This window comes from Nocardioides sp. NPDC101246 (assembly GCF_044767415.1).
Lineage (GTDB): Bacteria > Actinomycetota > Actinomycetes > Propionibacteriales > Nocardioidaceae > Nocardioides.
In genome coordinates, this window is the sequence record NZ_JBIWNX010000003.1 from 121,672 (window position 1) to 147,288 (window position 25,617).

General features: G+C 69.9%; 29 protein-coding genes. 16 read left to right on the forward strand and 13 right to left on the reverse strand.

The genetic code is table 11. The features are described from left to right. Nucleotides 1-110 precede the first annotated feature (110 nt). The 3 genes from ACIRON_RS06015 (at nucleotide 111) to ACIRON_RS06025 (ending at nucleotide 2,839) form a co-directional block, all read left to right on the forward strand. Entirely contained in the window at nucleotides 111-593 is a 483-nt protein-coding gene (locus ACIRON_RS06015) for a DUF2505 domain-containing protein (RefSeq protein ID WP_402990248.1), read from the forward strand. 42 nt (nucleotides 594-635) lie between these two features. Beyond that, nucleotides 636-1,112, forward strand: coding sequence for a DUF2505 domain-containing protein (locus tag ACIRON_RS06020; RefSeq protein ID WP_091049078.1), 477 nt, complete (start codon nucleotides 636-638; stop codon nucleotides 1,110-1,112). Between the two features lie 125 nt (nucleotides 1,113-1,237). Next, the gene (locus ACIRON_RS06025; RefSeq protein WP_402990251.1) at nucleotides 1,238-2,839 is read left to right on the forward strand and encodes a lysyl oxidase family protein; all 1,602 of its coding nucleotides are present in this window, start codon (nucleotides 1,238-1,240) and stop codon (nucleotides 2,837-2,839) included. 1 nt (nucleotide 2,840) lies between these two features. Here ACIRON_RS06025 and ACIRON_RS06030 read toward each other — a convergent pair whose 3' ends face one another. Both ACIRON_RS06030 and ACIRON_RS06035 read right to left on the reverse strand, forming a co-directional pair. Continuing rightward, on the reverse strand, nucleotides 2,841-3,197 hold the full coding sequence (locus tag ACIRON_RS06030) for a DUF6912 family protein (RefSeq protein ID WP_402990254.1): 357 nt from the start codon (nucleotides 3,195-3,197) through the stop codon (nucleotides 2,841-2,843). A 14-nt stretch (nucleotides 3,198-3,211) separates the two neighbouring features. Continuing rightward, nucleotides 3,212-4,666 carry a wax ester/triacylglycerol synthase family O-acyltransferase gene (locus ACIRON_RS06035; protein ID WP_402990257.1) on the reverse strand — a complete coding sequence of 485 codons (1,455 nt, stop codon included), beginning with the start codon at nucleotides 4,664-4,666 and terminating at the stop codon, nucleotides 3,212-3,214. Nucleotides 4,667-4,745: 79 nt separating this feature from the next. Here ACIRON_RS06035 and ACIRON_RS06040 point away from each other — a divergent pair, with 79 nt between their 5' ends. The 3 genes from ACIRON_RS06040 to ACIRON_RS06050 all read left to right on the forward strand — a co-directional run bounded on the left by ACIRON_RS06040 (nucleotide 4,746) and on the right by ACIRON_RS06050 (nucleotide 6,827). Further along, nucleotides 4,746-5,120 carry a hypothetical protein gene (locus tag ACIRON_RS06040; RefSeq protein ID WP_091049068.1) on the forward strand — a complete coding sequence of 125 codons (375 nt, stop codon included), beginning with the start codon at nucleotides 4,746-4,748 and terminating at the stop codon, nucleotides 5,118-5,120. Beyond that, nucleotides 5,117-6,445, forward strand: coding sequence for a hypothetical protein (locus tag ACIRON_RS06045; protein ID WP_402990260.1), 1,329 nt, complete (start codon nucleotides 5,117-5,119; stop codon nucleotides 6,443-6,445). The genes ACIRON_RS06040 and ACIRON_RS06045 overlap by 4 nt, the downstream gene beginning before the upstream one ends. A gap of 121 nt (nucleotides 6,446-6,566) precedes the next feature. After that, a complete protein-coding gene (locus ACIRON_RS06050) occupies nucleotides 6,567-6,827 on the forward strand; it encodes a helix-turn-helix domain-containing protein (RefSeq protein ID WP_091049065.1) in 261 nt (86 codons plus the stop codon). A 100-nt stretch (nucleotides 6,828-6,927) separates the two neighbouring features. On the opposite strand, the gene ACIRON_RS06055 is transcribed toward ACIRON_RS06050, so the two are convergent. The 3 genes from ACIRON_RS06055 to sigE form a co-directional block, all read right to left on the reverse strand. Beyond that, nucleotides 6,928-8,319, reverse strand: a complete 1,392-nt coding sequence (locus tag ACIRON_RS06055; RefSeq protein WP_402990263.1) for a S1C family serine protease — start codon at nucleotides 8,317-8,319, stop codon at nucleotides 6,928-6,930. Nucleotides 8,320-8,389: 70 nt separating this feature from the next. Next, nucleotides 8,390-8,857, reverse strand: coding sequence for a hypothetical protein (locus ACIRON_RS06060; RefSeq protein WP_402990266.1), 468 nt, complete (start codon nucleotides 8,855-8,857; stop codon nucleotides 8,390-8,392). Continuing rightward, the gene (gene sigE, locus ACIRON_RS06065; RefSeq protein ID WP_218131415.1) at nucleotides 8,854-9,450 is read right to left on the reverse strand and encodes an RNA polymerase sigma factor SigE; all 597 of its coding nucleotides are present in this window, start codon (nucleotides 9,448-9,450) and stop codon (nucleotides 8,854-8,856) included. The genes ACIRON_RS06060 and sigE overlap by 4 nt, the downstream gene beginning before the upstream one ends. A 178-nt stretch (nucleotides 9,451-9,628) precedes the next feature. On the opposite strand from sigE, the gene ACIRON_RS06070 reads away from it, so the two are divergent. Beyond that, nucleotides 9,629-10,264, forward strand: a complete 636-nt coding sequence (locus ACIRON_RS06070) for an O-methyltransferase (RefSeq protein ID WP_402990270.1) — start codon at nucleotides 9,629-9,631, stop codon at nucleotides 10,262-10,264. Nucleotides 10,265-10,333: 69 nt separating this feature from the next. On the opposite strand, the gene ACIRON_RS06075 is transcribed toward ACIRON_RS06070, so the two are convergent. The 6 genes from ACIRON_RS06075 to dapE all read right to left on the reverse strand — a co-directional run bounded on the left by ACIRON_RS06075 (nucleotide 10,334) and on the right by dapE (nucleotide 16,182). Then, complete coding sequence (locus ACIRON_RS06075) at nucleotides 10,334-11,872, reverse strand: leucyl aminopeptidase (RefSeq protein WP_402990273.1); 1,539 nt, start codon at nucleotides 11,870-11,872, stop codon at nucleotides 10,334-10,336. Further along, nucleotides 11,873-12,046 (reverse strand): DUF3117 domain-containing protein, encoded by a 174-nt coding sequence (locus tag ACIRON_RS06080; RefSeq protein ID WP_008358749.1) that lies wholly within the window; start codon nucleotides 12,044-12,046, stop codon nucleotides 11,873-11,875. Between the two features lie 146 nt (nucleotides 12,047-12,192). Then, complete coding sequence (locus tag ACIRON_RS06085; RefSeq protein ID WP_402990277.1) at nucleotides 12,193-14,022, reverse strand: hypothetical protein; 1,830 nt, start codon at nucleotides 14,020-14,022, stop codon at nucleotides 12,193-12,195. A gap of 15 nt (nucleotides 14,023-14,037) precedes the next feature. After that, nucleotides 14,038-14,388, reverse strand: a complete 351-nt coding sequence (locus ACIRON_RS06090; RefSeq protein ID WP_402990280.1) for a DivIVA domain-containing protein — start codon at nucleotides 14,386-14,388, stop codon at nucleotides 14,038-14,040. After that, nucleotides 14,381-15,100 carry a TIGR00730 family Rossman fold protein gene (locus ACIRON_RS06095; RefSeq protein WP_091049046.1) on the reverse strand — a complete coding sequence of 240 codons (720 nt, stop codon included), beginning with the start codon at nucleotides 15,098-15,100 and terminating at the stop codon, nucleotides 14,381-14,383. Before ACIRON_RS06095 ends, ACIRON_RS06090 begins: the two co-directional genes overlap by 8 nt. Further along, on the reverse strand, nucleotides 15,097-16,182 hold the full coding sequence (dapE, locus tag ACIRON_RS06100; RefSeq protein WP_402990283.1) for a succinyl-diaminopimelate desuccinylase: 1,086 nt from the start codon (nucleotides 16,180-16,182) through the stop codon (nucleotides 15,097-15,099). Before dapE ends, ACIRON_RS06095 begins: the two co-directional genes overlap by 4 nt. Nucleotides 16,183-16,285: 103 nt before the next feature. Here dapE and ACIRON_RS06105 point away from each other — a divergent pair, with 103 nt between their 5' ends. From ACIRON_RS06105 to ACIRON_RS06125, 5 genes are all read left to right on the forward strand, one after another. Then, nucleotides 16,286-17,347: a homoserine O-acetyltransferase gene (locus ACIRON_RS06105; protein ID WP_402990286.1), complete on the forward strand. Its 1,062-nt coding sequence runs from the start codon at nucleotides 16,286-16,288 to the stop codon at nucleotides 17,345-17,347. Further along, nucleotides 17,344-18,636 carry an O-acetylhomoserine aminocarboxypropyltransferase/cysteine synthase family protein gene (locus tag ACIRON_RS06110; RefSeq protein WP_402990289.1) on the forward strand — a complete coding sequence of 431 codons (1,293 nt, stop codon included), beginning with the start codon at nucleotides 17,344-17,346 and terminating at the stop codon, nucleotides 18,634-18,636. Before ACIRON_RS06105 ends, ACIRON_RS06110 begins: the two co-directional genes overlap by 4 nt. Further along, entirely contained in the window at nucleotides 18,636-19,130 is a 495-nt protein-coding gene (locus ACIRON_RS06115) for a CoA-binding protein (RefSeq protein ID WP_402990292.1), read from the forward strand. The genes ACIRON_RS06110 and ACIRON_RS06115 overlap by 1 nt, the downstream gene beginning before the upstream one ends. Before the next feature lie 62 nt (nucleotides 19,131-19,192). Then, nucleotides 19,193-19,747, forward strand: a complete 555-nt coding sequence (locus tag ACIRON_RS06120) for an OsmC family protein (protein ID WP_402990295.1) — start codon at nucleotides 19,193-19,195, stop codon at nucleotides 19,745-19,747. Then, a complete protein-coding gene (locus tag ACIRON_RS06125) occupies nucleotides 19,744-20,997 on the forward strand; it encodes an NAD(P)-binding domain-containing protein (protein WP_402990298.1) in 1,254 nt (417 codons plus the stop codon). The genes ACIRON_RS06120 and ACIRON_RS06125 overlap by 4 nt, the downstream gene beginning before the upstream one ends. A gap of 270 nt (nucleotides 20,998-21,267) precedes the next feature. Here the strand turns inward: ACIRON_RS06125 and ACIRON_RS06130 are convergent, their stop codons facing one another. Then, on the reverse strand, nucleotides 21,268-22,041 hold the full coding sequence (locus ACIRON_RS06130; protein ID WP_402990301.1) for a TetR/AcrR family transcriptional regulator: 774 nt from the start codon (nucleotides 22,039-22,041) through the stop codon (nucleotides 21,268-21,270). A gap of 108 nt (nucleotides 22,042-22,149) precedes the next feature. On the opposite strand from ACIRON_RS06130, the gene ACIRON_RS06135 reads away from it, so the two are divergent. Genes ACIRON_RS06135 through ACIRON_RS06145 form a run of 3 tightly spaced genes read left to right on the forward strand, consistent with a single transcriptional unit; the run spans nucleotide 22,150 to nucleotide 24,370 of the window. Further along, complete coding sequence (locus tag ACIRON_RS06135) at nucleotides 22,150-22,632, forward strand: nitroreductase/quinone reductase family protein (protein WP_402990304.1); 483 nt, start codon at nucleotides 22,150-22,152, stop codon at nucleotides 22,630-22,632. Next, nucleotides 22,629-23,582: an ATP-binding cassette domain-containing protein gene (locus tag ACIRON_RS06140; protein WP_402990307.1), complete on the forward strand. Its 954-nt coding sequence runs from the start codon at nucleotides 22,629-22,631 to the stop codon at nucleotides 23,580-23,582. Before ACIRON_RS06135 ends, ACIRON_RS06140 begins: the two co-directional genes overlap by 4 nt. After that, nucleotides 23,582-24,370, forward strand: a complete 789-nt coding sequence (locus tag ACIRON_RS06145) for an ABC transporter permease (protein ID WP_402990310.1) — start codon at nucleotides 23,582-23,584, stop codon at nucleotides 24,368-24,370. Before ACIRON_RS06140 ends, ACIRON_RS06145 begins: the two co-directional genes overlap by 1 nt. Nucleotides 24,371-24,457: 87 nt before the next feature. Here ACIRON_RS06145 and ACIRON_RS06150 read toward each other — a convergent pair whose 3' ends face one another. Then, nucleotides 24,458-24,934 (reverse strand): aromatic ring-opening dioxygenase LigA, encoded by a 477-nt coding sequence (locus ACIRON_RS06150; protein WP_402990312.1) that lies wholly within the window; start codon nucleotides 24,932-24,934, stop codon nucleotides 24,458-24,460. A gap of 173 nt (nucleotides 24,935-25,107) precedes the next feature. Here ACIRON_RS06150 and ACIRON_RS06155 point away from each other — a divergent pair, with 173 nt between their 5' ends. Beyond that, on the forward strand, nucleotides 25,108-25,578 hold the full coding sequence (locus ACIRON_RS06155) for a DUF6069 family protein (protein ID WP_402990315.1): 471 nt from the start codon (nucleotides 25,108-25,110) through the stop codon (nucleotides 25,576-25,578). The last annotated feature ends 39 nt before the right edge of the window (nucleotides 25,579-25,617 follow it).

A 25,617-nucleotide genomic window follows, 5' to 3' on the forward strand; every position in this document is an offset into this window, starting at 1 on the left:
CACCGACCACCTGCCGGCCCGGGGGTAAAGAGCATACTCCCAGAATGTGTCGGTTCTCTCGGTCGCTCCGCTGGTGACTCTGGCGGGACTAGGCGTCATGATGGGTTCTTATGAGCAAAGAGCTGTCGATCGACCTGGTTTACGACGCGCCGATCGCAGCCGTCTCCGGGATGCTCGCCGACACGGCGTTCCGCGAGCAGGTCTGCGACGCCCAGCACGCGCTGTCCAAGAGCGTGGCGATCACCGGGTCGACGGTGAGCATCCGCTACGCCCAGGCGGTCACCGGAGTGCCCGGGTTCGCGAAGAAGTTCGTCGGCGACACCATCGAGGTCCACCAGGACGAGATCTGGTCGGCCGACTTCACCTCCGGCGACCTCAAGCTCACCCTGCCGGGCAAGCCGGGCTCGCTCTCCGGCATCGCGCGGCTGGCCGAGAACGGCACGAAGACCATCGAGACGGTCACCCTGACCGCTACCGTGAATGTGCCCCTGATCAGCGGAAAGCTCGAGGATCTGATCCTCTCGATCTTCAAGAAGGCGCTCGAGAAGGAGCATGAGGTAGGCACCCGCTGGCTCGCTGTCCGAGCCTCCTGATCCACCGTCCCAACCCGCAGAAGAGCCCCAAAGGATTCGGCAATGACGACGACCCTTCAGTACGAGCTCGTCTACGACGCCCGCATGGGCGAGGTGTCCGCGATGCTCGCTGATCCGGGCTTCCGCGAGCGGGTCGCCGACGCCCAGGGAGCGCTCCGTCGCCGGGTGACCATCGGCGGTGCCCCGCGGGAGGTCCGGATCGACCGGGTGCAGTCGACCGTCGGCGTACCCTCCTTCGCGAAGCGCATCGTCTCCGGCGATGTCACCGTCCGTCAGAGCGAGGTCTGGTCCTCCGACACCGTCGCCGTCGTCGACATCACCGTCCCCGGCGGCCTGGCCACCCTGCGCGGCAACATCTCGCTGTCCGAGTCCGACGGACGCACCACCGAGAGCGTGCGACTGAACATCAAGGTGCCCGTGCCGCTGGTCGGCGCCAAGCTCGAGGAGTACGTCGAGGAGCTGATGCTCAAGGCCTTCGACCTCGAGCAGGCGGTCGGCGCCGCGTACCTCTCGCGATAAATTCTCCTCGGTCCGATGCAACCGGATCGAAAAGTTAACCGTCCCAATATGTGGCCGGCAATAAATTGCCGGTACTCGGGCCTCGGATCAGGAGGGATTCGGGCCACTCACTAGGGGGCATCTCGATGGTCAAACCTCGTACTCGCACGCGGCAGCTGGTCTCGGCCGGCATCGGGCTGGTGGCAGCCGCGCTCGTCGTCACCACGACGGTGACGGCGAACTCCGGTCCCGCGAGCGGCAGCACCGGCAAGGGAACACTGAAGCTCGTCGCCGCCTCGGACACCGTCGAGGTGGAGGCATGGGGCGGGGAGGCGTACGTCCAGCCGTCGGTCTGGCTGGCCGCCTATGACGCAGCCTTCGAGTTCCGCGCGACCCAGTCGTCCTACGACAAGCCGGTCAAGCTGACCAAGACCGTCATCCGGGGCAAGAAACGCACCACCACGACCGCGCCGGCCGCGATCGTCGACAGCATGAAGGGCTTCAAGAACGGCCTCCGGGTCACGCTCAAGAACAAGGCCGGCAAGGTGATCCTCGACGAGAAGCGCCCGCTGTGCCCCGGCGGCTACGACCGGCAGCGGGTGCAGACCGACGGCGCCACCGGCCCGGTCTACCCCGAGTTCTGCGGCGGCAACTGGTTCACCAAGGGGATTCTCTACGGGATCGAGCGCGGCATGGCGGTCCCGACCGTCTCCGACCTCGGCTTCCAGACCAAGGGCGAGACCGAGCTCATCATGACGATGAGCATCGACAAGCCGGTCGCCGACTTCCTCGGGTTGCCGAAGTCCAACCGCACCGCCAAGCAGAACCTGGTCATCGTCGACCAGTGCCCCGACGGCAACTGCGAAGGGGAAGGCGAGGAGGGCGTCGGCATGGGCGCCATGGCGGCCGACGGAGCCCACGGAGCCCACGACGACCAGGGCGCCCGCACCGTGGTGCCGCGAGAGAGCCTCGAAGGCGGCGAGAACGGCCGCGGCCGACTCCCGCTGGGCGGCGCCCGCGGCGAGATCAAGCCGGGCAAGCCCAAGAAGGACACCCTGCCCGACCTCATCTCGCTGCCCGCGTGGCAGATCTCGACCGAGGTCGACGAGGGCGGCACCGACCGCCTCAACTTCGCCGCCAACGAGTGGAACGCCGGCCCCGGACCGATGATCGTGGAGGGCTTCCGCCGTGGCACCGCACCGGTGATGGACGCCTACCAGATGTTCTATCGCGACGGTGAGCAGGTCGGGGTCAAGAGGACCGGCACCATGGAGTTCCACGAGGCCCCCGAGCACAACCACTGGCACTTCCTCGACTTCGCCAAGTACGAGCTGGTCGACGCCAAGGACAAGGTCGTCTCGACCAGCGGCAAGCAGTCCTGGTGCCTGGCGCCCACCGACCCGGTGGACCTGACCGTGCCGGGCGCGACGCTGCGACCGGGTCAGACCGGCCTGGAGTCGGCCTGTGGCGCCAAGTCCGCGCTCTGGCTGCGGGAGAGCATGCCGACGGGCTGGGGCGACACCTACGACCAGTCCCAGACCCAGGCCTTCGACCTGAGCAAGGTCAAGAACGGCACCTACCGGATCAAGGTCACCGTCAACCCCGACGGCAACCTCTACGAGCGGACCCGGTCGAACAACGTCAGCCACCGCACCGTGATCATCGGCGGCAAGGCCGGTGCCCGCACCGTCAAGGTGCCGCCCTACCAGGGCGTCGACACCGAGACGTGGTGGAACGAGGAGGAGTGAGCTAGCCGATCAGCTGAGGGATCTCCTGGGTCGCGAACCAGCCCAGGTCCTCGTCGGGGTCCGCGTCGGCCGGGCGATCAGCCAGGTCGGCGTGGACCGCGGCGACGAGCTTGAGCGGAACCACCTGGCTCTCCAGATGGTGGGCCAGCGCCGCAGGGGCGTCCACGACGACCACGACCCGGCGTCCGGGGCCCGCCAGGAGCGCCGCCGAGTCGTCGGCGGCGCTCATCAGCGCTGCGTACTCGGCCTCTTCGCTGTCGTCGGGGGACACGTAGCCGTCGGCGGTGCCGGGCAGCTCGCCCTTGGCGTACCAGTCAGCGAGGAGCGCGAGCGTGGCGGGTACGTAGATGCGGGTCACGGTGGGATTCTGCCTCACTCGCCGGAGTTCTTGACCACGCGCAGGCCTCGGGGCGCCCGGAACCGGCGCCCCGAGACGGTGTCGCGCAGCTCGTCGAGGGCCTCGCTGATGCACTGCCCGACCAGCGACGCATCGGGCACCAGGTCGCGGTCGGCGGTGATCGCGAAGAAGACCTGGCCGTCGTAGGAGGTCACCCCGATCGCGAGAGTGTGCCCCTCGGCCAGCGGGTGGATCGGGTAGGAGGCCACCAGCCGGGAGCCGGCCGCATAGCGCGGTTCCTGCGGGCCGGGCACGTTGCAGACCGAGAGCAGGTAGTCGTGCTCGCTCTCGGCGGCCACCCGCGAGCCGACCACGTGGAAGGTCGCCGGGGCGAAGCCGCTGATCCCGGCCAGCCGCTGCGCACTGACCGTGCGGGCGTTGGCGTTGTGCTGCTCGAAGGAGTAGGACACCTGGTGGAGCCGGACCACAGGCGACGGCTCCGCGACCGGGAGCACCACGAAGTGGGGCGCCACCGCGGAGCCGAGCTGGGTCGGGTCGAGCTCCTCGTCGATCACCGAGACCGGCACCAGCGCCGGCACCTGACGTACGCCGGCCAGGGACTGCTGCCGGGTCATCAGCCAGGCGCGCAGACCGCCGGTGACGGCAGCCAGGATGACGTCGTTGACGGTGCCGCCGTGGGTGTCCCGGATGCGGCGGAAGTCGGCCAGGTCGGCCTCGAGCGTGACCACGAGCCGCTGCTGGGACAGCGTCCCGTTGAGCGGCGTCGGCCGCTCCGGAGCCCGGCGGGTGAGCGCCCGGGCGATGCCGGCACCCGCGTTCTGGACGTCCCTGGCCACACCGGTGACCCGGCCCAGGGCGAAGCCGCCCAGGCTGCGCGCCGTGCCGGTCAGGCCGCTGACCGAGGTGACCGCGTCGAAGACCGCGCCCGCGACCAGGCGCGCGCTCGACTGCGCCTCCGGCGGCTTCCACAGGTCGGGCACCACCGGCCCGACCTCGGGCTTGTCGTCGAGCAGCAGCTGGACCAGGTCGACGGTCTCGGCGCCGTCCACCAGCGCCTGATGGGTCTTGGTGACGAGCGCGACCCGGTCGCCGGCCAGCCCCTCGATGACGTACAGCTCCCACAGTGGCCGGGAGCGGTCCAGGGGCCGGGAGACGATCCTGCCGGCGAGGTCGAGGAGCTGATCCATCGAGCCCGGGCGGGGCAGCGCGGAGCGGCGTACGTGATAGGTGAGGTCGAAGCGGTCGTCGTCGGCCCAGACAGGGTAGGCGATGCGGCCGGGCACGACCCGGACCCGTTGGCGGTAGCGGGGCACGAAAGCGAGCCGGTCCTCGACGTGCTCGAGGAAGGCGCCGTAGTCGAAGCCCTCGGCCTTCGGTTCGATGAGCTCGATGCTCGCCACCTGGTGCGGGACGGAGAGCGTCTCCCCGTCCAGAAAGCCCACTTCCCGTGCCCTCAGCCTGTCGCTCATGCCCTCTCAGCCCCCTCTTTGGTTCATGTGCGATTGTGGCAGAAGCCAGCTTGAACTTAGCCCACGAAACGGGGGAGTAATGCGCCTCACGGCCCGGATCATCGCGGTCGTGGCAGCAATCTGCGGGATCGCGTCCATAGCGACAGCCTGCGGAAACAACGTCGCCACCGAGCCCAGCAACGACAGCGACCCGGTGGTCGTCGAGATCAACTTCTCCGGTGACTCGGTCGACCCGCACGGGACCCAGATCGACGTACCCGTCGGCCATGCTGTCGAGCTCGACGTGACCGCCGACGCGGCCGGCGAGATCCACGTGCACTCCGACCCGGAGCAGTCCGCCGCCTACGGCGTGGGCACCACCCGGATCAGCCTGGGCGCGTTCGAGATCCCCGGTCAGTACGAGGTCGAGTCACACACTCTCGGCAAGACCATCGTCACCCTCGAGGTCCAGTGATCCTCACCCACGGCGTGGGCGGTCGACAGGACCTCCCACTACCGCTCGAGTACGTCATCGCGGGCGCGGTCCTCGCCCTCCTCGTCTCCTTCGGGCTGCTGGTGCTGACCACCAAGCGCGCCGCCGAGGGCCAAGTGGTTGGCGTACGGAACCCACGCGGCTGGCCGCTGCCGCGTCTCGGGCGTGTCGTCGACTCCCCCGCCTGGACCGCGCTGTGGCGCGTCGTCGGGCTGCTGATCTTCGCCTACTTCGTGCTGGTCGCCTTCGCCGGCTCCGACAACGCCAACAACCCCATCTTCGGGATGACGTACGTCTGGCTGTGGGTCGGCCTCGTCCCGTTCTCCCTCCTCTTCGGACGGGTCTGGAGGGCGATCAGCCCGGCCCGCACGATCGTGGCCGGACTGACGTGGCTGCGCGGTGCCGGCGATCCGCCGCTGCGCCTGCCCGAGCGTCTCGGCTACTGGCCGGCGGCGTTCGCCCTGCTCGCCTTCGCCTGGCTCGAGCTGGTCTACCCGGAGAACAACTACCTCGGCCCCGTACGTCTCTGGCTGGCCGTCTACCTGGCCGTGATGATCCTCGGCGGCGTGCTCTTCGGCGAGGAGTTCCTGGAGCGCTGCGACCCGTTCGAGGTCTACTCGTCGCTGACCGCGCGCCTGTCGGTGTGGGGACGCACGCCGGCCGGCAACCTGGTCCTGCGGACCCCGCTCGGCAACCTGGACACGCTGCGGCCGACCCCGGGCCTGGTCGCCGTCGTCTCCGTCCTCTTCGGCACCATCGTCTACGACTCCTACCGGGAGTCGCCGCCGTGGCTCCAGCTCGTGCAGAACCCGGAGATCTCGGGCAGCACCGCCTACCTGATCAGCAACGTCGCACTGATCGCGTTCCCGCTGCTCGTGGCCGGGTTCTACTGCGCCGGGACGATGATGACCGGCGTCGGCGACGTGCCGCGCCGGGCCCTGCCCGGTGAGCTGGCGCCGTCGCTGGTGCCGATCATCGTCGGCTACGTCGTGGCCCACTACCTCAGCTACTTCTGGGAGAGCGGGCTGGCAACGCTGCGCAACGCCTCGGATCCGTTCGGAAACGGAAGCGACTGGTTCGGAACCGCGGACATGCCGGTCTCCTACTTCTTCGCCTTCCACGCCACGCTGCTGGCCGTCATCAAGGTGGCCGCGGTGATCACCGGACACGTGCTGGGCGTCTGGTCGGCCCACATCCGCGCGCTCCAGGTGCTCCCGCCGCAGCACCTGGTGACCGGGCAGATCCCGCTTCTGCTCACGATGGTCGGCTTCACTGTCGGTGGGTTGTATCTGCTGTTCGCTGCATAGCGCCTCTGCTTCACGGTTCACCCACCACGCATCCACAAAGCAGCGCAACAGTACCTAATGCGGACTAACAGGTTGGCGCGATGGTTTACGGCCGCTTGCAGAGTCTGGGAGACTGATACTTATGTCTGGTACCCCCCGCTTCCTGACTCTTGCCGACGTCGCCGAGGTGCTCAACACCTCGAGCGCACAGGTCTATGCCCTTGTCCGCCGTGGTGAGCTTCCCGCTATCAAGATCGGCGGTCGCGGCCAGTGGCGCGTTGAGTCCAGCGTCCTCGAGAAGTTCATCGATGACATGTACTCGCAGACCAAGGCCTTCGTGGCCGACCACCCGTTCGTCGAGGCCGAGGCCCCCGCGCCCGCGGCCACGCCGGACGCTTCTTGAGTCAAAGCACCCTCAACCCCCACAACTAAACCTTCCCCACAACAACGCGAAGAGCTGCCAGGCATCGTGCCGAGCAGCTCTTCGCGTCTTTTCTGGCCGGTCAGGCGAGGTTCTCGGTCTGCGCCTCCAGCTTGATCTTGAGCTCGTGACGGGCGCCGTTGCGCATCACCGTGAACTCGATCGTCTCCCCCGGCTGGTGAGCACGGATGGCGACGATCATCCCGATCCCGTCGGTCACGGTGACGCCTCCCACCTTGGTGACCCGGTCGCCGTCCTTGAGCCCACCGGCGGCGGCCGGAGAGCCGGCTTCGACCACCGAGATCAGCGCTCCGTTGTGATCGGCGGCCTGCACGTCGACGGAGGCTCCCACGATCGGGTAGGTCGCCTTGCCGGTCTTCAGGATCTGCGCGGCGGTCACCTTGACCTGGTCGATCGGGATCGCGAAGCCGACGCCGATGCTGCCGCTCTCTCCGCCCTCTCCCCCACCGGCCGTCGCGATGGCCGAGTTGACCCCGATGACCTGGCCGACGAGATTGACCAGCGGACCACCGGAGTTGCCGGGGTTGATCGCCGCGTCGGTCTGGACGGCGTTGATGTAGGAGGTGTCGTCCTCGGTCTGCCCGGTGCTCACCGGGCGCTGGAGCGCGCTGACGATGCCCGAGGTCACCGTGGAGCTGAGGCCGAGCGGCGACCCGATGGCGACGACACCCTCACCGATCCTCAGCCGTGACGTGCTGCCGAGCGAGGCCGGCTCGAGCTCCTTGACCTCGGGAACGTCGAGGACGGCCAGGTCGTAGACGGCGCTGCGCCCGACCACGTCGGCCTTGTAGCGGCGACCCTTGTGGTCGACCACCTCGATGCTGCCCTTGGCCTTGGCCGCGTCGGCGACCACGTGGTTGTTGGTCACCACGTGGCCGTTCCGGTCGAAGACGAAGCCGGAGCCGGTCGCGGCGTCCTCGACGCCCTGATACTCGGCGAAGATCTGGACCGTCGAGGGCAGCAGCGTCGCGGCCACCTTCACGATGCTGGCGTCGTCGCCCTCCAGGGGCGCGTCGGTCTCGATCGAGCCCGGGTCGAGCCCACCGCCGGCCAGGCTGGACATGTCGTCCTGGTCCTCGAGCACGCCGCCCGCATAGCCTCCCAGCACGCCGAGCAGGAACGCGACGGCAGCCGCGAGCGCCCAGATCGGGCCGGGGATACGGCGTCGCGGCGAGGAGTCGGTCCGGGGTGAGGGCGGTGGCGCAGGCGGAGCGTCGAACCCGGGCAGCGATCCACCCGGCGGTGGCGGCACCATGGGCGGCAGCGGAGCGGTGTCGGCCGCCGGTGCCGGCGCGGCGGCGGGTGCGGGCATGCCCGGCAACGGCACCTCGGCCGTGTCCCGCTCGTCGTCGACAAGGTCATCAGGGGACGGCTGCCCGGCCGGGGGCACGTCGGACGGTGGTGCCCAACGGGAGATCGGCCGAGACTGGTCGTCTTGTGGTTCCTGCGTCACGATACCCATTCTTCCCACTCGCCCCAACAATCGGCAGCCCGGGTCTCGTGTCGCGTCGCCCGGGCGGCGCTCAGCGGCGTACGTGGGCGACGACGGGAGCGCCCGGGGTGCCCGGGACCTGGGTGACCGCGGTGATCGGGAGATTCCTGGGGACCGGCGCGTCGGCCGGCGCGGCGGCGAAGGTGAACATGCCGAAGACGGCGGCGCTGACGGCACCGCCACCGGCGGCGACCATCACCAACGTACGCCGCATCGACCGGGGGTCGGAGTAGGCCTCGTCGAGGTCATCGGCCGGCCACATCGAGGCGGCCAGGGCGCCGCCACGGAGCGAGCCCTTCAGGTCGGCAGGCGCGGTGACTCCGGGGTCGACGCTGAGGCCGGCCAGGCGTCGCTTGAGCCAGCCCTCACGCTCCACGGCGCGGCGGCAGGCGCAGCACTGGTGCACGTGCGCCCAGGCGCGCTCCTCCTCCACTGCGGGGAGCTGTCCGTCGAGAAGGGCGCTGGTACGCGCGCCGAGGTGGTTGCCGAGAAGACTCATGAAGCCCCGCCCCACAACACCTTGGGCCCGGAGTGACGCAGTCGTCCGCCGCGCGGGGCGCGGTGGGCGAGGGCGTCACGGAGCATCGCCCGGCCGCGGTGGATTCGCGAGCGGACGGTGCCGAGCTTGGCACCGAGGATCTCGGAGATCTCCTCATAGGAGAGCCCCTCCACGTCACAGAGCACGACCGCGGCCCGGAAGTCGGGTGGCAGCGTGGCCAGCGCGCGCTCGATGTCGTCGTCGAAGCGCTGGTCGGTGTAGGCCACGTCCGGCGTCGGGCCGCTGCTCGTCAAGCGCGAGGCGCGCTCGTCGGAGAGGGCATCGAAGCGGATCCGCTGCTTACGACGGGCCTGGTCGAGGAAGAGGTTGGTGGTGATCCGGTGCAGCCAGCCCTCGAAGGTGCCGGGGCTGTAGGTGTCGAGAGAGCGGAAGACGCGTACGAAGACCTCTTGGGTGAGGTCCTCCGCGTCGTGGCGGTTGCCGGTGAGACGGTAAGCGAGCCGGTAGACCCGGTCGGAGTGCTTCTCCACGATCTCGTCCCACGTCGGAACACCCGGCTCTACGGTCGGGGTCTGCGTGGGCTCCGCGGTCATGGTGCTCCTGTCGTCTGTCTCGCTGATCGCTGACATCTCCTACGTTAGATCGCCTGGGACCGGAAGGGCTGAGAGTTGCCTGTGAGGCTCCTATTTTTCCTCTTCCCGTGCTCTTCCAACGCACAAGGTGGATCAGGCGTTCCCGCACCGTTGCGCGAAACAGGTTAGGTTTTACGGTGTGACCAGCCCTGTTTCGACCGCAAGTTGGACCTACGCCGACGAGTTCGTCGCGGAGGACGACCTCCTCGCAGCCGCCCGATCCCGGGCCGAGGAGGTCGGCGTCGCGCCGATCGGACCGGGCGGCGGTGCCACGCTGCGCTTCCTCGCCGCAGTGCTCGACGCCAAGAACGTCGTCGAGGTCGGCACCGGCACCGGCGTCTCAGGTCTGTGGCTGCTGCGCGGCATGCGACCAGACGGGGTCCTGACCACCGTCGACATCGAGACCGAGCACCAGCGGCTGGCCCGGCAGAGCTTCACCGAGGCCGGCTTCGGCCAGCGGCAGGCCCGGTGCATCGCCGGCGCCGCCCTGGACGTACTCCCCCGTCTCACGGACAACCACTACGACCTGGTGTTCGTGGACGGCGACAAGACCGAATACTCCGCCTATCTCAAGGAAGCGCTGCGTCTGCTCCGTCCCGGCGGCGTCGTGGCCTTCGACAACGCGCTGTGGCACGACCGCGTGGCGGACCCGTCCGTACGCGACGAGGAGACTGCGACCATCCGCGAGCTCAACCAGCAGGTCGCCGACAATGACGGCCTGATCCCGCTGTTGCTCCCGGTGGGCGACGGCCTGCTGCTGGCCAGAAAGATCTAGCCCAAGCGTCACGTACGTCGGCCGAGACGGCACCGCAGTGCCATCTCGGCCGACGTACGTGACGTCTCGTCAGGAGGGGACGGCGGCGAGCGGGTCCGGGCTCGCCAGCCAGGTGAGGAGGACCCGGGCACCGAAACCGGTGGGGCCGGGAGTGAGCTCGTGGACGTCGGCGTACGCGTCACCGCAGGCGACGTCGATGTGGGCCCACGGGATGCCACCGGTGAAGTGGTGCAGGAAGAGCGCGGCGGTGATGGCGCCGGGCCCACCGGGGGCGTTGTCGGCGTCGGCGACCTTCGAGGAGAGCTTGTCCTCGTAGTCGGCGACCAACGGCATCCGCCACAGCGTCTCGCCGGAGACCTCCGACGCCTCGGCCAGCCGCGAGGCCAGCGCCTCGTCGTCGGCGAAGTAGCCGGCCATCGTCTGCCCGAGCGCCACCCGCATCGCACCGGTGAGGGTGGCGATGTCGACCAGGGCGGCGGGCTTGAGCTTGTCCGCGGCGTACGCCATCGCGTCAGCAAGCACGAGCCTGCCCTCCGCGTCGGTGTTGGTGACCTCGGAGGTGCGGCCGCCGTAGTGGGTCACCACGTCGCCGGGACGCATCGCCGAACCGGAGATGGAGTTCTCTGCCGCGGCGATGAGTCCGACGACCTTGACCGGGCAGCCGATCTCGGCCAGCGCCGCCATCACGGCGAGCACCACCGCGCCGCCGGTCATGTCCCGCTTCATGTTGAGCATGCCCTCGCTGGGCTTGATGTTGAGCCCACCGGTGTCGAAGGTGATGCCCTTGCCGACCAGCACCACCGTCGGCGTCTTCCTCGACGAGCTCAGCCGTCCGGCCTTGCGGGGGCTGTAGTCGAGCCGGATCAGCCTCGGCGGAGTCACCGAGCCCTGACCGACCGCGACGATGCCTCCGAAGCCGTCCTTCTCGAGCTCGTCCTCGTCCCAGACCGTGATCTGCAGGCCCTTCTCGGCCGCGAGCGCTTCGGCCTGCTCCGCGAGCCAGACCGGGTTCTTCACGTTGCTCGGGACCGAGGAGAAGAACCGCGCGCGCCAGCCGGCGCGCGCGATCGCCTGAGCCCGGTCCAACGCTGCCGCCTGGTCGTCGCCGAGGTCGGCCAGGGTGATCGTCTCCACCGGCTTCCACGGCGCACCCTCGGAGCGCCAGTGGAAGAGGAAGGACCCCAGCGTCGCGCCGGCCACGAACGGCTCCAACCCGACCTCCGGGTCGGCCGCCGGAATGGTCGTGACCACATCGGACCGATCCCGCACGGCGCGAGCCAGCGCGGCCCCTGCCCTGCGGAAGTCGTCGCGACGCTGCGCGCCGACACCGATCAGGAGGATCTGTCGCAGGGTGCCCGAGCCGGTGACGGCGTACGTCGTCACCTCACCGGCACTGCCGGTGGCACCTTCGAACTCGAGGTGACCCAGCAGATCGTGCTGGTCGCCGAGGTCGGCGGCCCCGGGACCGATGGTCAACACATCGTCGCCCGGGATGACCGGCAGCGCGATGATCTCGGCATCGAGGCTCTCCGGGCCGAGCGGATTGAGCGTGAAGGTGGGCGGTCCGACCTGCGACGGCAGAGCCGGTGACGGCAGCGTTGTGGTCATCTACGCGTTCAGCCCAAGACCTTTGATCTCTTCGCCGAGCGCGGCGGCCTCTTCGGCATTCAGTTCGACGACCAACCGGCCACCACCCTCGAGCGGGACGCGCATCACGATGCCCCGACCCTCCTTGGTGACCTCCAGCGGACCGTCTCCCGTCCGCGGCTTCATCGCCGCCATGCGGCACCTTCTTCCGTGTCTCGCGTGTCGGCGCTCACCTGCCGGATGGCCTCGGAGCGCGCATTGCACGTCCATTATCCCTCATCAGGTCCGCAGACCTGACGGCAAGGTGGGAGTTTCGGCGGGTTGACCTGCCTTCGAACCTGTCAGATGACCGAGGTTCCGTAGGCCCAGGTCAGCCAGATCGCGAGGATCACCAGCGTGATGTGCACCACGATGGCCGCACCGGAGGACTCGTAGAACGCTCCGCCGCGGTCGCGACGATCGCCTCCGACGGACCGGTCATAGGCATCGTCGTAGCGCTCGTCGTAGTGCTGGTCGTAGCGCTGGTCGTAGCGCTGGTCGTAGCGCTCCTCATAGCCGCGGTCATAGGCATCGTCGTGGTCGTAGCCCTGCGCGTACGCCTGGTCGTAGCCCTGCTCGTAGCCCGCATAGGCAGGCTCGTCGCGATGTCCGGAGGTCGTCGAAGGGTAGCCCTGCTCCCGCTGACGTCGACGCGGCTGGGCCTCGGGCGCGGGCGGGGTCTGGGCCGGGGGCTCGGCCCGTTCCCGGTCGCGGTCCCGCGGACCGTAGGACTCGAAGGAGTAGGGGTCGTACGTCTCGGGCTGCTGCCCCGGACGGCGGCCTGACGGCCGGCCCGGCGCCTGCGGTGCAGGCGCGGGCGCGGGCTGGGGTGCCGGTCGGGAGTCGGGCCGAGGCGCCGGGCGCGGCGCGCGCGGCGGGCTCGACTGCTGCTGGCCCGGGTGGTCGGAGTAGCTGCTGTCGCGCCGGTAGCGGCGGTCGGCGAACTCGTCGTGGCTGTCGTTGCGGCGGTCGTCGTAGCGATCGTCGTAGCCACGCGAGCGGCGCTGCGGCGGCTCCTGGCGGCGGCCCCACGGGTCCTGGCCGCTGCGGCCCGGGTCGCCCTGCCCCGGCTGGGGCTGCTCGGGCGCGGGACGCGGTGCCGGACGCTGGGGGTCCGGACGCTGGGGGTCCGGCCGCTGAGGAGCCGGACGCTCGCGCATCGGCTGCTCCGGGGCTCGCCGCTCCGGTGCGGGTCGCGCGGGCGCCGGGCGGTCCTGCCGCGGCCGGGCAGGAGCCTCCGGGGCTGGAGGCTGGGGCACGGGCTGGTGACGTACGGGCTGCTGGGGAGCCGGCGGCTGAGGTGCGGCCGCCCGCCGCGGAGACCGCTGCGGTGCGGGCTGGGGTTGCGGCGCCGGCGGGGGCGGAGTCTGTCGCCCGGCCACGCGGCGACCGATCTGCCCGTCCCGCGTCGGAGCCGGAGCTGGGGCTGGGGCTGGGGCTGGGGCAGGGGGCGGGGCAGGCGCGGGGTTCCGCTCGACCGGCGCCATCACGGCGGTCTCGTCGACGCCCGATGCGGCTCGCCGGGGCTCGGGCCGGCGAGGCGCCGGGCGTCCCTGCTGAGCGACGGGTTGAGCGACGTGCGGGGCGACGGGCGGGGCGACGGGCGGGGCGACGGGCGGGGCGACGGGCGGGGCGACGGGTTGAGGAACAGGCTGCTGAGCCGGTCGGCGCGGGTCCGCGTAGCCCTCCCGGCCGTCGGGCTCGGCATAGTCGTCGTAGCCGGCCTGGTCGTAACCGGTCTCGTCGTAGCCGTAGCCGTCCTCCGCGTACTCCTCGTCGTAGCCGTCGTAGCCGTCGTCGTAATCGTTGCCGTAGCCGTAGTCGTCGTGGCCGGCAGCACCGGCACGGTTCTCCTTGAGCCGACGCAGCAGCAGGTAGATGCCGGCGATCGCGGCGAGCCAGATCCCGAAGAGGCCGATCACACCCGGGACGTCGCCGCCGAGGAAGAACGACGACGGCGAGACGAGGAAGAGGACCCAGACCAGGAGGCCGGCTGCACCGGCGTACAGGTGGATCTTGGGTGGCAGGCCCGGCTCCCGCGGCTGCAGGAGATGGGGCTTGAGGTAGGTGAGCGCAACGATCACCGCGACCAGTGCGGTCACGGCGTAGACGAGTACGGCGGCGAAGCTCACGGCAGCGATTCTGTCCTAGACGTCGGGCGAGCCCGAATCGGGCTCGGGCGTTGGTGATGTGAGTCCCCCGACTCCGACCTCGGCATCGGTATCCCCGGCCGCGGTCGACTCACGCCATTCTGCCTCCTCGGCAAGGCGGGCGATCAGAGCGTCCACCTCGTCCATCCGGTAGCCGCGGATGGCCACCGAGAAACGTACGTCACGCAGGTCTGCCGCCTCCAGGACGCGGTCGCGGGGCACCAGAGCATCCGGCTGGTCGCCGTACTCCTCTCCCATCGGCGCGCCCGTCCCGGCGGCTACGAGGGCGACTCCTCCGAGAGCCAGCACGATGAGTGCCGCGAAGATCCAACCCATCGCCTCAGTCACGCGCCTTCAACATCAGCTCGACCGCCTCGTCCACGTCGTCGGTGAGGGTGATCATGTCCAGGTCGCTCTGCTTGATCCGGCCGTCGGCCAGCATGGTCTCGCGCATCCAGTCGAGCAGGCCCTGCCAGTGCTCCACGCCCATCAGCACGATCGGGAACTGGGTGATCTTCTTGGTCTGGGAGAGCGTCATCGCCTCGAAGAGCTCGTCCATGGTGCCGAGTCCGCCGGGCATGACGACGTAGCCCTGGGAGTACTTCACGAACATCATCTTCCGCACGAAGAAGTAGCGGAAGTTGAGCCCGAAGCTGACGTAGTCGTTGAGCCTGGCCTCGAAGGGCAGCTCGATGCCGAGCCCGATCGACTCGCCACCGGCCTCGAGAGCGCCCTTGTTGGCGGCCTCCATCGTGCCCGGGCCACCGCCGGTGATCACCACGAAACCGGCCTCGGCCAGACCCCGGCCGATCGCCTCGGCCTGGGCGTAGGTCGGGTGGTCCTTGGGCGTGCGCGCCGATCCGAAGACGCTGATCGCCGGGCCGATCTCGGAGAGGTCGTTGAACCCCTCGACGAACTCGGCCTGGATCTTCATGACCCGCCACGGGTCGGTGTGGACCCAGTCGCCGTGGCCGGAGCTGTCCAGCAGTCGCTGGTCGGTGGTGCTGCCGGCGGGGCGCCCCTTGGTGGGGCGTGGGCCGGAGCCGCTGCGTCGGGTCATGCGGTCAACCAATCACGAAGGGCCTGCTCGCAGGTGGTGATCTCGGAGATCCGCACGTGCTCGTCGGCCTTGTGGGCGAACATCGGGTCACCTGGACCATAGTTGACCGCCGGTATGCCGAGGACCGTGAACCGCGCCACATCGGTCCAGCCGAACTTGGGTCCGACCTCGCCGCCGACGGCGGCGACGAAGTCCTTCGCGGCCGGACGGTCCAGGCCCGGCAGCGCACCCGGGGCCGAGTCGGTCAGGGTGAGGTCGTAGCCCTGGAAGAAGTCGGTCACGAACGCCAGCGCCTCCTCCTCGCTCCGGTCCGGCGCGAAGCGGTAGTTGACCGTCACGACGCACTCGTCGGGGATCACGTTGCCCGCCACTCCACCCTTGACGAAGACCGCGTTCAGACCCTCGTGATACTCCAGCCCGTCGATGACCGGCTTGCGCGGGACGTACGCCTCCAGGCGGCGCAGCACCTCGCCGGCCTTGTGGATGGCGTTGACGCCGCGCCAGGCGCGGGCGCTGTGGGAGCGCTCGCCGGTGGTGCGTACCTCGACCCGAAGGGTGCCCTGGCAGCCTGCCTCGACACCGGCGTTCGAGGGCTCCATCAGGATCGCGAAGTCCCCGGCGAGGAGGTCGGGCTCGCTGGCCGCGAGCTTGCCGAGGCCGTTGTGGACGGCCTCGATCTCCTCGGCGTCGTAGAAGACGTACGTCACGTCGCGGTTGGGCGTCAGGAGGGTGGCGGCGAGCTTGAGGATGACCGCGTCACCGGACTTCATGTCGCACGCGCCGAGGCCGTGCAGAATGCCGGTGGCCTCGTCCAGGCGGCTCGGGAAGTTGCCGTTGACCGGCACCGTGTCGAGGTGGCCGACGATGACCACGCGCTCGGGAAGCCCAAGGTCGGTGCGCGCCACGATCGAGTTGCCGCGCCGCTCGACGACGAGGTGGTCGTACGCGGTCAGCGCCCGCTCCACGGCGTCGGCCAGCTGGAGCTCGTCGAGGCTCACCGAGTTGATGTCCATCAGCTGCCGGGTCAGCGTCACCACGTCGGTCGTCAGGTCGATCTCGGGAGTGTCAGGACTGGTCGTCACAGGCGCTAGTCAACCAGCCCTTCATGAGACTCCGCCCGGGGACCTCGACTCGCACGCTAAATTCTCTAGTTAGCAACTCGACTTAATGGAGAGAGGGGTGTCGATGACCGCCGTGCGCCGTGCCCGCCTCTTCGACGAGTCCAGCCCGTTGCCACTCGCCGGCGGCGGCACACTCGCACCGGTCGACGTCGCCTACGCCACCTACGGCGAGCTGTCACCCGCCCGCGACAACGTCGTCTTCGTCGCCCACGCCCTCACCGGCGACGCCGAGGCGGCGACGTGGTGGCCGACGATGGTGGGACCCGGGCGCCCGGTCGACACGGACCGGTTCTTCGTGGTCTGCGCCAACCTCCTCGGCGGCTGCCGGGGCACCACCGGGCCGTCATCGACCGATCCCACCACCGGCCGCGCCTGGGGCCTCTCGTTCCCTCAGATCGGCGTCGCGGACCTGGTCACCGTCCACCGCCGACTACTGTTCCACCTCGGCATCGAGAGGCTCTACGCCGCCGTCGGCGGATCGCTCGGCGGCATGCAGGTCCTGCAGTGGGCCGCCGACGCGCCCGGCCAGATCGAGCGGGCGGTCCTGATGGCCGCCTCCGCCCGACTGAGCGCCCAGAACATCGCGCTCTCGAACGTCGCCCGGCAGGCGATCCTGCGCGACCCCGACTTCCGCGACGGGCGCTATCCGGACCACGGCGTCGTCCCCGCGAACGGGCTCGCGGTGGCGCGGATGCTCGGCCATGTCACCTACCTCTCCGAGCCGGGGCTGGAGGCGAAGTTCGGCCGTTCCCGGCGCGACGGTTCGGCGCCGGGGTTCGGGATCGACTTCGAGATCGAGAGCTACCTCGACCACCAGGCGAGCTCCTTCGTCGACCGCTTCGACGCGCTCTCCTACCTCTACCTCTCCCGCCTCCTCGACTACTTCGACCCGTTCGCCGCGCCGGGGTTCGCCGAGGCGATCCGGGACACCCGGTTCCAGGTCATCTCCTTCGACTCCGACTGGCGTTTCGCCACGTCCCACTCGGTCCTGATCGAGGAGGAGCTGCGCCGCGCCGGCGTCGACGTCGAGCGCCACGAGATCGCCTCGACCTGGGGCCACGACTCGTTCCTGCTCGACCCGCCCGGCTACCTCGACCTCGTCCGAACCTTCCTAGGAGCTTCATGACAGACCATGCCTACGGCTTCAACACCCGTGCGATCCACGCCGGCAACATCCCCGATGCCGCCCAAGGTGCCCGGGCGCTGCCGATCTACCAGACGGCGTCGTTCGTCTTCGACGACACCGCCGATGCGGCGGCCCGCTTCGCGCTGCAGAAGTACGGCAACATCTACACCCGCGTCGGCAACCCGACCGTGGCTGCGTTCGAGGAACGGCTCGCCTCGCTCGAGGGCGGGATCGGGGCGGTCGCCACCGCATCGGGCCTCTCTGCGGAGTTCGTCACCTTCGCCTCCCTCGCCGGCGCCGGCGACCACATCGTCGCCTCGGCCCAGCTCTACGGCGGCTCGGTCACCCAGCTCGACGTCACCCTGCGCCGCTTCGGTGTGTCGACCACCTTCGTGTCCTCCTCCGACCCCGAGGCGTACGCAGCCGCCATCCGCCCCGAGACCAAGCTCGTCTTCGCCGAGACCGTCGCGAACCCGTCGGGCGACATCGCCGACCTGGCGGGGCTGGCCGACGTCGCGCACGCGCACGGGGTGCCGTTCGTGGTCGACTCGACGATCCCGACGCCGTACCTGTCGCGGCCGATCGAGTGGGGCGCCGACATCGTGGTGCACTCGGCGACCAAGTTCCTCGGCGGGCACGGGACCACGCTCGGCGGGGTCGTCGTCGAGTCGGGCCGCTTCACCTACTCCCCCGAACGCTTCCCGCTCTTCCACGAGCCGGTCGAGCACTACGGCGGGCTGTCGTGGTGGGGCAACTTCGGCGAGTACGCCTTCCTCACCCGGCTCCGCGCCGAGCACCTGCGCAACGTCGGCGCGACCCTGTCGCCTCAGTCAGCGTGGCAGCTCGCCCTCGGCGTCGAGACCCTGGCCCTGCGGGTCCAGCGGCACGTGGAGAACGCGCGGGTGGTGGCCGAGTGGCTGGACGCCGACGATCGGGTCGAGCAGGTCCGCTGGGCCGGACTGCCTTCGCACCCGCACCATGCACGGGCGCAGAAGTATCTGCCCCAGGGGCCCGGCAGCGTCTTCTCCTTCGACGTCCGGGGCGGTCGCGCCGCCGGCGAGCGGTTCATCGAGTCCGTCGAGCTCGCCAGCCATCTGGCCAACATCGGCGACGCCAAGACCCTGGTGATCCACCCCGCCTCCACCACCCACCGCCAGCTCAGCGAGTCGCGGCTGGTCGAGGCCGGGGTCTCCCCCGGCCTGGTGCGGATCAGCGTCGGCATCGAGGACGCCGACGACATCATCCACGACCTCGACCAGGCGCTGACCGCCGCGACGAAGGAGATCTGATGGCCGTTCCACGGATTCCCCACGAGCCGACCGCACGCGAGCGGCAAGGACTGCTCCGGGCAGCGAGATCGATCGCGATCGTCGGCTTCTCCCCCAACACCGCTCGGTCGAGCTACTACGTGGCCACCTACCTCACCCAGGACACCGACTACCGGCTCTACTTCATCAACCCGAACGCCGCGGGCCGCGAGGTTCTCGGACACACCGTCCACGCCTCGTTGGGCGATCTCCCGGAGACCCCCGACATCGTCGACGTCTTCCGCAGGGCAAGCGACCTGCCCGCGGTGGTCGAGGAGGTCGTCGCGCTCGGCTCGCCGGCGGTCTGGTTCCAGCTGGGGCTGACCAACGACGAGGCGGCGGGCGCGGCACGCGCGGCCGGAGCGACGGTCGTCCAGAACCGCTGCCTCAAGATCGAGCACGCCCGTTTCCACGGCGGCCTGCACCTGGCCGGGTTCGACACCGGCGTGATCTCGGCACGCAAGACACAGCGCTGATCTATTTAGTTGACTAAATTACTGGGCTATAACTGGTTCATCACCTACCTCAGGAGACTCAGATGACCGAAACCACCGTCGACAACGGCGTCAACGTCGAGGCCCTCCTCGGCGCGCGGGCCGCGCTGCAGGAGACCCCGGAGGCCGCCAGGTTCACCTGGCGCGCCACCAACACCTGGGTCAAGGGCACCCACTCCAGGAGCAAGGTCGAGGGCTTCTTCGGCCTCGGCGAGGAGCAGGAGACCCAGCGCTCCTTCGAGTCCGACGGCGACCACCCGCCCCAGTTCGCCGCCGACAACCAGGGCCCCACGCCGGTCGAGACCGTCCTGGTCGCGCTCGGCGGCTGCCTGACCGCAGGCGTCGCCGCCGTCGCCCAGCAGCGCGGCATCCAGCTCAACTCCGTCACCGCGACCATCGAGGGCGACCACGACATCCGCGGCATCCTGGGTGCCGACGCGGACGTACGCAACGGCTTCACCGGCGTACGCGTGAACTACTCGATCGACGCCGACGCCTCCCCCGAGGACGTGGAGGCGCTGGTCGCACAGTCGCAGAAGCGCTCGGCCGTCTTCGACATCCTCACCAACCCGACCGCGGTCAGCGTCTCGGTCGCATGAGCAACGGTGTCCCGTCTCGCCGCACCACCGTTGCGGTGATCGGGGCGGGGCACAGTGGCCTCGCAGTGAGCCACCGGCTCAGCGCCGAGGGGATCGACCATGTCGTCCTCGAGCGCGGGCAGGTCGCTCACTCGTGGCGCACCCAGCGTTGGGACTCGCTCCGCCTGCTGACCCCGGGCTGGATGAACCGGCTGCCCGGGCTCGCCGACCCGCTGCTCGGCCCCGCCGAGGCCGACGAGTTCCTCACCGCCGCCCAGGTCGCCTCGCTGGTCACCGGCTATGCCGACCTGATCGCGGCGCCGGTGCACGACAACGTCGAGGTCCACCGCCTCTCCCCCGGCCCGAGCGGCTTCCTGGTCGAGACCACCGCCGGTCCGTGGTCGGCGGAGCAGGTCGTGCTCGCCACCGGATCCGTACGCGGCGTCCTGCCCGCCCTCGCCGCCGAGCTCCCGCCCGGACTGCCCTCGGTGCACGCCATCGACTATCGCCGACCCTCTCAGCTCCCGCCCGGCGGCGTACTGGTCGTCGGGGCGGCCGCCAGTGGCGTACAGATCGCGGCGGAGCTGCAGGCCTCCGGACGGCCGGTGACCCTGGCCGTCGGCGAGCACGTCCGAGTGCCGCGCCGTTACCGCGGGCGCGACATCTTCGCCTGGATCGAGGAGGCCGGCATCCTCGACGAGCGCTGGGACGAGCTCGACGACATCACCCGCGCCCGACGGCTCTCCTCCTTCCAGCTCGTCGGCGGCACCACCACGCTCGACCTCAACACGCTGCAGGAAGCGGGGGTCCGCGTCGTCGGCAAGCTCGCCGGACTGCGCGACGGTTCCGCGCTCTTCTCGGGTTCGCTGACGAACATGGCGGCTCTCGCCGACCTCAAGGCCAACCGGCTGCTGGCCGGCATCGACCAGGCAGTCGGCGGCTCCGGCGAGCGCCTCGAGCCGACCCGCGTACCCGAGCCGCTGCTGTCGCTCTCGCTGACCTCCGGCGAGATCGGCTCCGTCGTCTGGGCGACCGGCATCAAGCCCGACCACCGCTTCCTCGACGCCGACGTCTTCGACCACAAGGGCGCGATCCGCCACGACGGCGGGGTCACCGACCTGCCCGGCCTCTACGTCACCGGACTCCCGGTCCTGCGGCGCCGACGCTCCACCTACATCGACGGCGCCCGCGACGACTCCGCCGACCTGGTCGCCCATCTCGCCGAGTCGGCTCGTCCTCACCGAAACCGATGCCGAGTCGGCTCGTCCTAACCCAAACCGATGCCGAGTCGGCTCGTCCTGACCCAAACCGACGCCGAGTCGGCTCGTCCTGACCCAAACCGACGCCGAGTCGGCTCGTCCTAACCCAAACCGACGCCGAGTCGGCTCGTCCTAGCCCAAACCGACGCCGAGTCGGCTTGTCCTAACGAGCCGACTCGGCGGGCTCTACGGTCAGAACGAGCCGACTCGACGGGCTCTACGGTCAGAACGAGCCGACTCGACGGGCTCTGCGGTCAGAACGAGCCGGGTCGGCGGACCTGGTCACGGCTCCGGCTGGCGAGCGACGTGCGCGAGGACGCCGTCGATGATCCGGGCCAGGCCGTAGTCGAGCTCGCGCGCGGGGTCGGTGGCCGCCTGGTAGGCCTCGCCGGCGGCGGTGCCGACCCGGTTGGCCAGCGGATAGTGGCTGCCCGCCATGACCTCGCTCAGCGTGTCGTAGTTGGCCTCCCACCACTCCGCCTCGGTCATCCTGGTGACCTGCTCGGCGCGGCGCTTCATGAGCTCGCTGCGCGCGATGTTGCCCGCGAAGCCGATCAGCACGGCGACGGTCTGGTCCATCTCCAGGTCGGAGAGCCCGAGACCGTCGACCGCCTGCAGCTGCCACTCGTAGCGGTCGCTCATGTTGGGCCCGAGCCAGGGGCGTACGTCCTGCACCTCGAGCAGCCACGGATGGGCCCGGAGCTCGTCGTGGGTGAGGTTGGCGACCAGCTCGAGGCGCTTGCGCGGGTCCGCGGGCAGCTCCGGCAGCTCGGCGCGGCCGGTCACCTGGTCGGCCATGAGCACCAGCAGCGCGTCCCGGTTGGGCACGTAGGAGTAGAGCGTCATCGCCCCCAGGCCGAAACGCTGGGCGATCGCGCGCATCGTCACGGCGGCCAGGCCCTCGGCGTCGGCGAGGTCGATCGCGGCGTCGACGATCTCGTCGACACTCACCTTCTGCTTCGGGCCCCGTTTCGACCTCGGCTCCTCGCGCACCCCGCCCCGATGGCGCCACAGCAGGCGCAGGGAGGGATCCGACTGGTCTGACTGGTCCGGCACGTCGCTCATCGTAACCTCATCCGAAATAATTTCGTACGTCGTACGGAACAAATGCTACAGTCACTCCGTTGAGATCTTCGTACAGCGTACGAAATTGGAGGAACGTGTATGCCGAACGATGCGAACTCGCCGCTCTCCGCAGCGGCAGCGAAGCCGGTGCCGCCGCGCTGGCTCAAGCCGATGAACAAGGTCTTCATGACCCTGTCGAAGACCGGGATCGGGATGAAGGAGCTGCCCGTGCTCACCGTGCCGGGCCGCACGAGCGGCAAGCCCCGCAGCACCCCGCTCTCCGTACTGGACCTGAACGGCGGGCGCTACCTGCTCGAAGGCTTCCCGGGCGCCGACTGGGCCCGCAACGTACGTGCCGCCTCCGGCCGCGCCAACCTCCGGATCGGGAGGAGCACGGAGGATGTGCGCCTCGTGGAGGTGGAGGGGGACGAGGCACTGACGGTGCTCCGGGTCTGGCCCGACCGGATGGCCGACGGGGCGAAGATCATGCTCGACGCCGGGGTGGTCACGGACCTGACGCCAGAGGCGTTCGAGGCGGTCGCCGGCCGCTGCGGCGTGTTCCGGATCGAGGTGGCGCGATGAGTCCGCTCTCCGCCCACGGCGTGCGCAAGCGCTACCGCGACACCCAGGCGATCGACGGCCTCGACCTCGAGGTCGCCGCCGGCACCGTGCACGCCCTGCTGGGGCCCAACGGCGCCGGCAAGTCGACCGCGGTGAACGTCTTCGCGACCCTGACCCGGCCCGACGCCGGTGAGGTGCACGTCGGCGGCCACGATGTCGTACGCCACCCCGCCCGGGTCCGCTCCACGATCGGCCTGGTCGGGCAGAGCGCCGCCCTCGACGAGGCCCTCCACGGCCGGGAGAACCTGGTCATGTTCGGCCGCCTCCACGGCCTCTCGAAGGCCGATGCCGTACGCCGCGCCGGCGACCTCCTCGACGCCTTCGGCCTCACCGAGGCCGGCGACCGGAAGGTCTCGGGCTACTCCGGCGGGATGCGGCGCCGGCTCGACATCGCCGCCGGCCTGGTCACCCGGCCGCGGATCCTCTTCCTCGACGAGCCGACCACCGGGCTGGACCCGCGCGGCCGCCACGAGGTCTGGGAGATGGTGCGGCAGGTGGTCGCCGACGGGACCACGGTGCTGCTGACCACGCAGTACCTCGACGAGGCCGACCAGCTGGCCGGCATGGTGACCGTGCTGGGCGAGGGCCGGGTGATCGCCTCGGGCACCCCGGCATCGCTCAAGGACGAGCTCGGCGGCGACCGGGTGATCCTCACCGCACTCGATCCCGAGCACCTCGACCGGATGGCGTCGGCCCTGGGGCCGGCGGCCACCGTCTCCACGGAGCTGCTGGAGGTCACGGTCGAGGCCGGCGCCTCGGGCGGCGGCGCGACCCTGGTCGAGGTCGTACGCACCCTGGACGCCGCCAGGGTCAGCGTCGACGACGTGCTCCTGAGACGACCGACCCTCGACGAGGTGTTCCTGCACGTGACCAGCCCCGACCACCGACGTACCTCTGAAGGAGCCGCCTGATGTCCGCTCTCGCCGCGACCCTGCGCCAGTCGTGGGTGATCACGCTTCGTGACCTCAAGCACTGGCAACGCGAACCCTGGGGAATCGTCTTCGGCATCCTGTTCGCGATCATGATGCTGCTGGTCTTCGGCTACCTGTTCGGCGGCGCGATCCAGATGCCGGGCGGCGGTGACTACCTGCACTACCTGCTACCGGGCGTGCTCGCGCTGACCATGATGTTCGGCATCGACGGCACCATGGCGGTCGTCACCGAGGACACCAAACGCGGCGTCACCGCGAGGTTCAGGTCGCTGCCGATCTCGAGCCTGGCGGTGCCCGCGGGCCGGGCGGTGGCCGACCTCGCCAACTCCGCGCTCCAACTGGCCGTGCTGATGGTTGGCGGCTTGCTCATCGGATGGCGCGTCGACGCCTCGCTGGGGTCGGCGCTCACTGCGGTCGGGCTGCTGCTGTGGCTGCGCCTGGCGATGCTGTGGCTCGGCATCTTCCTCGGCCTGACCCTGCGGATGGAAGGTGCGCTCACGATGGTGCAGGTGCTGGTGTGGCCCTTGGGGTTCACGTCGAACCTGTTCGTTCCCGCCGAGACCATGCCCGACTGGCTGGGTTTCCTGGCCTCTTGGAACCCGGTCTCCGCCACCGCCGCGGCGTGCCGCGACCTGTTCGGCAACCCCACCGGCATGACCGAGGGTGTGCTCGCCGACCACGCGATGCTCTTGGCACTGGCCTGGCCCGCTGTGCTGATGGCGATCTTCGTCCCGCTCTCGACCCGCGCCTTCCGGCGTCTGGGCTGAGAGTCTGGGCTGAGAGTCTGGGCTGAGAAAGCAGAACGGGCCCGGGAAGACGATGCCTTCCCGGGCCCGTTGACGGGTGGGTGAGGGTCAAGCGGTGGCCGGTTCGAGGCCGTCGGTCTCGTCCGTGGCCTTCTCCTTCGCCGGTGCGAGTGCCCGGGTCAGCGACCCGATCGCGAAGGCGACGAACAGCAGCACGACGCCCAGGCCCGCGACCAGACCCGAGAGCCCGAAGGCGGTGACCGCGGTCAGCAGCGAGGCACGCACGAACGACGACTCCGCCGCGACCGCGCGGATCGGGTCCTCCTGGTCGAGCTCGGCGTACGTCTTGCCCTTGGTGATCCCCAGGGCGTGCTTCTCGACGGTGGCCGCCTGGACGTAGGCCGAGAACGGGCCGTCGACGATGTCTCCGGCGAGGAAGGAGGCGTCGTCGGCGACGGTGATCTCCTGCGCCTTCAGCTGGGTGTGCGCCAGGTAGTAGGTGGCGGCGCCACTGGCGATGAACAGGAGGCCGAACAGCCCGATCAGGGGGCTCAGCAATTTCGCGATCCGAGGTTTGCGGGTCATGCCGACAAAGGCTCACCGGCCTTACCTTGGATGGGAAGCCCCGGAGGGTGTGATCTTCGTCGTGCGGAAACTTTTTTCGCGGGAGCTGTCGGATCGGTGTCGAGCCGTTCGTGGAGTGAGTGAGAAGCGGCCGTACGAGCCGCGACACACCACCACCAGCGAGAGGCACCATCATGAGCACCAGCACCTACACCCAGGCCACGACCACCTCCAGCGGCCAGTTCGCTGAGCGGATGCCGGTCTGGTTCGTCAGCGTCGCCGCCGTCCTTGCCGGCGCCCTGGTCACCGGCGTCTACGAGTTCTTCGCCCGCGCGGTCGGCGTACCGTTCAACGTCGCGCTTCCGGGCACCGGCGTCGATCCCGCCGCGATCCCCGCGACCGGGCTCGCCTGGGCCGTCGCCGAGCTCGGCCTGATCGGCATCATCACCGCCGTCTGCCTGGACCGCTTCGCCAAGCGTCCGCGCTCGACCTGGAAGCGCACCGCCTGGACCCTGACGGCGCTCTCGCTGGTGCCCAGCCTGATCGCCGTCACCGACTCCTACGCCACCAACATCATGCTGGTGATCTCCCACCTCGTCGCCGCGGTCGTGATCATTCCCGTCATCGCCGCCCGGCTCGCGGAGCGCAACCCGCGTCGCGGCTGAGAGCCGGGCCGCCGGGGTAGTCCGGTAGCGAACTGCCTA